This is a genomic window from Desulfosporosinus sp. BICA1-9 (assembly GCF_000802135.1).
Window position 1 is genome coordinate 1 of the sequence record NZ_JUEE01000007.1, and the last position, 6,743, is coordinate 6,743.

Annotated in this window: 8 protein-coding genes and 2 pseudogenes; 6 read left to right on the forward strand and 4 right to left on the reverse strand. The window is 41.0% G+C overall.

Translation table 11 applies throughout. From position 1 onward, the window contains the following. The first annotated feature begins 337 nt into the window (after positions 1-337). The 3 genes from JL57_RS33185 to JL57_RS00790 all read left to right on the forward strand — a co-directional run bounded on the left by JL57_RS33185 (position 338) and on the right by JL57_RS00790 (position 1,702). Entirely contained in the window at positions 338-676 is a 339-nt protein-coding gene (locus JL57_RS33185; protein ID WP_291299549.1) for an FAD-binding protein, read from the forward strand. A 126-nt stretch (positions 677-802) separates the two neighbouring features. Beyond that, positions 803-1,315, forward strand: coding sequence for a PepSY-associated TM helix domain-containing protein (locus tag JL57_RS00785; protein WP_034140149.1), 513 nt, complete (start codon positions 803-805; stop codon positions 1,313-1,315). Between the two features lie 78 nt (positions 1,316-1,393). Continuing rightward, on the forward strand, positions 1,394-1,702 hold the full coding sequence (locus tag JL57_RS00790) for a hypothetical protein (protein ID WP_034140150.1): 309 nt from the start codon (positions 1,394-1,396) through the stop codon (positions 1,700-1,702). A gap of 219 nt (positions 1,703-1,921) precedes the next feature. Here JL57_RS00790 and JL57_RS00795 read toward each other — a convergent pair whose 3' ends face one another. The 3 genes from JL57_RS00795 to JL57_RS00805 all read right to left on the reverse strand — a co-directional run bounded on the left by JL57_RS00795 (position 1,922) and on the right by JL57_RS00805 (position 4,611). Further along, positions 1,922-2,848, reverse strand: coding sequence for a DMT family transporter (locus tag JL57_RS00795; RefSeq protein WP_034140151.1), 927 nt, complete (start codon positions 2,846-2,848; stop codon positions 1,922-1,924). 53 nt (positions 2,849-2,901) lie between these two features. Next, positions 2,902-3,714, reverse strand: coding sequence for a TrmB family transcriptional regulator (locus JL57_RS00800; RefSeq protein ID WP_034140152.1), 813 nt, complete (start codon positions 3,712-3,714; stop codon positions 2,902-2,904). A gap of 603 nt (positions 3,715-4,317) precedes the next feature. Then, positions 4,318-4,611: a FlxA-like family protein gene (locus tag JL57_RS00805; protein ID WP_045691652.1), complete on the reverse strand. Its 294-nt coding sequence runs from the start codon at positions 4,609-4,611 to the stop codon at positions 4,318-4,320. 101 nt (positions 4,612-4,712) lie between these two features. Between JL57_RS00805 and JL57_RS33190 the strand changes: the two are divergent. Beyond that, positions 4,713-4,918: pseudogene (locus JL57_RS33190) on the forward strand (zinc finger domain-containing protein); the annotation flags it as partial. A 394-nt stretch (positions 4,919-5,312) separates the two neighbouring features. Here JL57_RS33190 and JL57_RS33195 read toward each other — a convergent pair. Further along, positions 5,313-5,510 (reverse strand): transposase, encoded by a 198-nt coding sequence (locus tag JL57_RS33195; RefSeq protein ID WP_291299548.1) that lies wholly within the window; start codon positions 5,508-5,510, stop codon positions 5,313-5,315. Between the two features lie 41 nt (positions 5,511-5,551). On the opposite strand from JL57_RS33195, the pseudogene JL57_RS33200 reads away from it, so the two are divergent. Beyond that, positions 5,552-5,732, forward strand: a pseudogene (locus JL57_RS33200) (pyridoxamine 5'-phosphate oxidase); the annotation flags it as partial. A 710-nt stretch (positions 5,733-6,442) separates the two neighbouring features. Then, positions 6,443-6,685 carry a hypothetical protein gene (locus tag JL57_RS00815; protein WP_034140154.1) on the forward strand — a complete coding sequence of 81 codons (243 nt, stop codon included), beginning with the start codon at positions 6,443-6,445 and terminating at the stop codon, positions 6,683-6,685. Positions 6,686-6,743: the final 58 nt, after the last annotated feature.

The window sequence follows — 6,743 nt, forward strand, 5'->3', positions numbered from 1 at the left end:
ACCTACTACCAGGCCCTTCTCCTTCTGGGGCAGATATACCCCATCTCTTTGAGGCAGGGACTCAACCTGAGGTATATTCAGGAACTGTTAGGGCACAGCAGTTCTAAGACTACTGAGATTTAAGAAGTGGAAAATATTGACGAAATATTTTTATCAAAAGCCCTTTATGATATATGCCCACTGTCTATTACGAACAACAAAATCATTTATTCAGCTATTGCGCCATTTGATATTACAGCAACCATCAGAGTTTTAGATGACAGTAATTCAATATGGGATAGCGAAGTCAAAGGGTATATTATTACAGAATATAAATCAATTACAATAGGAAGGCGTCCTGGCACCTTTTGGAGACAGTTCCACTGTTGGTATAGGCGGAATAAGTACTGGCGGCGGAATTACGGTTATCCAGCGAACAGCCGGACTGATTTCCGACAACATTCTGGCTGCCACCATAGTTGATGCCAATGGTAAGATTTTACACGTCAGCGAAACCGAAAATCCCGACCTGCTATGGGCCATTCGCGGAGGTGGAGGAGGTAACTTCGGTATCATAACCGCCTACACATTTATAATACGCCCTGCTCCTTTTCAAGTCGGAATATTTGAAATAATCTGGCCATGGGAGCAATTGGATAAAGTTATCGATGTATGGATTATTGGTTTACTTTCATGATCATCTCGTCTGGTCAGTTCTCGTCAGCAAATTGCTGGCAACGGGAGTAAGCTTTGTCATCAATTTTACGGGTAGTCGCTTATTAGTCTTTGCTTAAATATTTTGAAGAAGTAGAGGAAAACACCAATGTTTCGTAAATTGCGCAATTTACACTTATGGATTGGATTAATCACTTCAATAATAATTCTCTTGGAGGCTGTTACTGGATTAATGCTTGCGCATCCTTCACTCATGGGAATGCAATCAAAAGTACCTGTTATGGAAAAGAATTCTCAGTTTACTTCATCATGGAATCAAAGTATGACAATAGCAGGTCAAGGTATGACAACAGCTAATCAGAGCACATCAATAGCAAATCAAAGCACGACAAGTCAAAATACAGAAACTTCCAATACACAAAATTCTAGTTTACAGGGGGAAAGGCAATCTGAAAGGGCAGCCCCGAACTCTGAAGGTTCAAAAAAACCAGAAGCAGGAAATAGCCTTATGGGAGTCGTTAAAGGACTGCATGCCGGAAAGCTTGGTAATCTGAATATCCAATGGGTAATCGATATTTCAGCGATTAGCATGATTATCTTGACTATTTCGGGGATTTATCTTTCCGTTAGGATTTTGAGAGGACAGAAGAAAGCGGAATAACAAAGAAAGGAGTAGTCTACGGTTTTTTTAGCGATAATAATTCAGCATTGTATGCGCCATCTCCAAGAAAACCAGCAAATGGTTCTGACGAGCGATCAGAAAGATAAAATCAAACCGATTCTGCAACTATTAATGGATACTGCAAATCCAAGTCAAGAATTCCTTCAACAAAAAGCCGAAGCAATCAACGCAGTTTTTACAGAGAAACAAAAGACTTTTTTAAGTACTAATACTCAGAAAGGAAATCCGAGCGGAAAGAGTCCAGATGGTACGACTCAACCAAAAGACAAACCAAAAGGTCAAAGCGGAGCACCAGATGGCAATCAAACTGCTCCTGCAGGCCAATCACAAGACATATTTAAACAAGTTCTAGCTTCTTTAACATAACTTTGATGGGATTTCAGAATTTCAAAGACATTTCAAAGCTTTACAGTCGATATATACGTAGTACATGATCCGTGATAACAAATATTATGAGAAGAAGGGGATTATTAATGAGTATTTCCGCTATAGGTAGTAGTACTAGCACTAGCACGACCCAAAGCCTCACCGAAATCTTGGCATGTTATAAACTATTTCGGTCTTATTCTATTAACTTACAGCAATTCAAACGACCTTATCATGAACTTTCAAAGAAATGGCTCTCGATTCCTGACGCGTCGCCAAATAAACGCCAGTAATGACAATGGCGGCACACATTAATTTAATCAGAGTGATCGATTCACCTAAGATTGTCACAGACTGGATAATTGTAAAGATAGGGACTAGATTTATAAAAACCGCGGTGCGAGGAGCACCAATGCGTTGAATGGCAATCGCCTGGAAAAGGTAGCCCAAAACTGAGGCAAACACGCTCATATATAAAATGGAGAGCCATCCTCTTGCTGTCGTTGTAGATAGATATGTGGCTGGATTTTCCCACAAGACGAAAGGAACGGAAATAACAACACAGATCAAGAATGTATAAGCTGTGACCATGAACGGCGTTAGCTGATATTGCTTCATATAACGTCGGCTTAGAAGGGAATAGGTCGCAATGCAAAAGACTCCGATCAGCATCAGAAAATCACCATAATTCATTTGAAATTGGGAAATTACCTGCAAATCCCCATTTGTAATGAAGAGAAAGACACCAATGAAAGACAGAAAAATGCCAAATACTCTTAAAGTAGTTAATCGTTCGCCAAAGAACATGGCTGCCAGAAGGGTCGTGAGCATGGGATTAATAGCTCCGATCAGCGACGAATTGATCGCCGTGGTATAGTTTAGGGACGTAAAAAATAGGGCGTGATAACAAAAGGTGCCAAGGAATCCAAGCAGGAGAAGTGCCGCCCATTGTTTTCCGCGCGGGAAAAGGTTTCTGGGCTCTTTAAGGTACAGAATTGTAAAGATAAACGGCAATGCGAATAAAAAGCGAAAGAAAGTCAGGGCAAACGGTGGAAATTCTTGTACGGAGAATTTTCCGGTTATAAATGCGCCGGACCAAAGAATACTGGTCAGCACCATGAGCAAACGGACCTGTTTATCGGACATCAAACTTCTCCCCCTAATGGTTATTCGACGATAACATTCATATTAGTTGTTTCTCAAAAGCTAGATGGCAACACTTTTCGATCGAAAAATGCCTCCATCTCAGGCAAAATCCAATTATCAAGTTGTTTTCCTTGTTCTTTAATGAGACGATTTACTAATACGTCGTGCCAAACATAATCCTCAAGCAAATAAATATGTACAGTATCATCAGTAAAAAATGCATTACTGTCACGTTCAGCAGAATGGCCGTATAGTAGTTCGCGACTATCTACCGAAAGAATAAACCAATTTTCTGAACGTAAAGAGGACATGTATTCGTTATGGCGATGACTATAAAGACCCTCAAGAGGCTGAAAAACCTCAAAAGTTATGCCGCGTACCCGGCGGCCGTTTTGTATTGCCTGCTGTAGGTCCGGCAGCAGTTCATTGTACATCGTATCCCAGATTGATAGGATTACTTGATTTTGTGCCCGGCGAATCAAAATGCGGCAAAATGCTAAAATGTTATCTCTTCCTCGCAGAGTAGAAATATAAGTATCCTGCTTTTCTCCTTGGTTCTCAATCGCTTTTAACTCTTTTTCGGCAAGAGAGAAATCGGTTAGCCAGCTATTTCGCATTTTTTCGAGAAAGACGCTTACTGGCAAACCTGTGTAGGTTTTTAACCCTTCAGCATTTTCTTCAATCATCACTATTCCCTGCTCAACCAAAGATTCTAAGGTATCATAAATTCTAGCTCTGGGAATACCGGATACTTTACTAACCGAGGAGGCATGGGAAGATCCACTTCTTACAAGAGCTTGATACGCTTTGGATTCGTATTGAGTAAACCCGAATCGTTGAAGGATCTCGCTTAAGTCTCGATCCATTGCTTAAGCTCCTTTCTATTCAAAATAGTTGATTCTATCCATGTAACTACTGAAGTAGTATCATCATAAATTGTACCAATCATTAGTACAGTAGTCAATCACAATAACTTGGTTATTAATCGCTTCCTTTGCCACTTAGGCTTATTAAATCGTTCTTTTCATATGTGAACTAATTTTGCATGGTTGTTCAGCGTTGTCCATTTTTATATTAATAGAAATGGTTCAAAAAATAAGACTAATTTTTGGAGGAGTATTTAGGAAAAAAGTAGAAAGTTTATAAAGGCGGTTGGTTGCTCAAATAATTGGAATTGCATAAGGATGTCGGGTAACCGGCCTCTCTACCGTAACTAAGAAATCAACAAGGAGAAAAAATATGAAAAATGTGTTGCTATTATTACAGTTTGAAGTGAGACCTATATCCCAGACAAAAACACTAAAATTCCCTCCCATGCTAGAATGATATTTCAATCACCATGGGAGGGAATTTTAGTTGAAAAATAGGCGAGCAACAAAAAAGGTACCATATGGAAATCAAATTGAGGCTATTCGACTTCATTTGGAGGAAGGAGTTCCGTACAAATCGATCACAGCCAAACTTGGAAGTTAAGCTTGAATATCAAGTATGTTATCGCTTGAAATAGTCGCAGTCTTTGTTTCTTGTGTACTAGTACTACTTTGGTTGGACTTCTTTGCTTGTATTTGGGCTTGAATTTGTACTATCTGAGCTTGTAATAATTGAATTGTTTCCTGTTTTGTTTTCTTATCATCTTTACTTTGAGTCTCAGTTTCGATTTGGCTCTGAAGTAGTTTTATTCGACTTAAAAGTTGTTTTACATCACTATCATTTCCTAAGGTATAAGAACTGTTAGATGTTGAAGAAACTGAAGATATGTTCATTAATTAAAACCTCCGCAAATTTATTAGGCTTAAGCTACTTTACTATACAAATCTGAAACATGGCTGAAACTAAACTGAAAGTTTGCTGAAGATTAGTATTAATTTGTTGTTTGATTCAAGCAGGAATCGATGCCCAGGGCACATCCTTCGGGATTACCGGGATGCCAATGGGGATAAAGGATCCTTTGAACAAGCCTTACAAGTGTACGGACGGGGTGGGGAACCCTGCAAAGTCTGTGGGCAGACGTTAGAACGCATTCGACTCGCTGGGCGGACAACGGTTTATTGTTCGATGTGTCAGAGGTAAGAATTGAAATGAGATGGATGTAAATTTGCCCGATCAAGGGATCCTTGTAGCCTTTACACAGGAATACAAACTACTGGTGGGAACCTTTGTATAGTTGTAATTGATTTCAATCAATGCTCTTTCGAAAAAGAAAACAATTAAAGGCTAGGGAAGTAGAACCCCTAGCCTTTAAAATTTTGTTACAAATTACACAGTTGTATGAATAGCAAAAATACAGTAATAGTGTTAATAAATTACAGTCAATAGAAGGGATTTGACTCCTGATGACGAAGTTTGTCCTAAAAGAAATTTGGCTGTAGGTATAACGATAACGTTTTAGTCACAAAACCTGTAATATTGATGGTTTCTTTTCGTAGTGATACAGCTAGATGAGTCAGGAGTGTGTTATGACGTTTTATGTAAATAAGTGAAGTAACCATAACCTTATTACTACGTTCGATTTATTACCGTCCTTATAATCTCGCCATTCAAAACTCACGGACTGACTGTCAAAGGCTTGAATTCTAGAATTGCTGATCGCTACTCTGTGGGTATAGCGTCCAAGATAACGAACAACATGCCCCGGAGATTTGAATGGTTTTTCAAAAGACAACCCAATTTACGCTATATTAATTATCGACAAGAGAAAGGAAATTGCTTCTTAACGCAATAGACAAAGTAAGTGTCTCAATTATTAGATCTATTGAATAGTGAAGGGTTTCCGAACACGAAAGCAATGCTTCCTCCACGGAAGAGAGAGGGCATAAAGTACATATACTTTTCAACCAATACTTCGTCTATGAGGATTAAACAATATTTGGATAATCCTAAAGCTGTTGCAGCTGGGCATCTCACAACAGAGCATTCACGACATTTTGCCAATATGAATGTGGTTGGGACGCATCGTGAATGCTCAGAACGTTAGTGCGCCAAGCGAAGCTTGGCACTTCTTACAAGGTGAAAGTCCTTGCTGGGTAAGGTCTAGCCAACCACCCATATCGAGTGTTGCGTCGAAACTGGAAACACTAAGGCGAAGCGTACACAGAGAACTATATAGGCCACAGGGAGAACCGTAACTCCTGAAGCATATTCAGCCCCGTCATAGTGTGTCTGGAAACAGACGAAGAGCAGATGACGACGTGGTTAACGTCACGGAAGTCCAAGCAAAGAAACCGACTAATGGCAAGGTTTCGGAGGGTCTGTCGGGGTCAGAGAACGTGGCATGTATGGAGAGAGGTGTCAGGAACTTGGGAGGTACCCTGATGGCTCTTGTCGTAAAGACAGGTAAGGCCGGACAATCGAAAAAGAGGAAGGCCGATGGCAACATTAGGGATTCGGATTCATTCATAGTGCGTGCGTGGCAGCACGTTCATCAGGTGGGTTAAAGTCCCACTGGATCCCGGACTGGGGGATCCATATCCAAACTTGGGGGTAATTCCTCAAGGGCTGATGCTCTTGCATCAGAGGGCAGGGCGTCCATTGCGAAGTGGAGTCTGAAGGGCTTGAGGAGAAGTACCAGGCCGTAGTGAAAAGGGGCCACCCGAATTGCGAACCGGTCGGCCAAAGATGGGGCAAGGTCGAGCCTGCACTATGGAGGCGAAGGCACTTTCAGTCCACCCATCGAACCAAGGTGTGTGTGGGCGGCATGGTATGGAAGATGGCGTAGCAACCCACGGAGACCTCGTATTATCTGAGGATGAACACCGTCATGGGCCGGTGTATAAATTAGCCGAGGTGGAGATCGTTGTGCGTGTTCACTTCAGTCAGACAAGCACAGCAACTCAGTAAGGCTTTCTATAAGGCAACCCCGAAGTGAAAGTTGACGTGGTGCGAGGAGTCGGAGAGC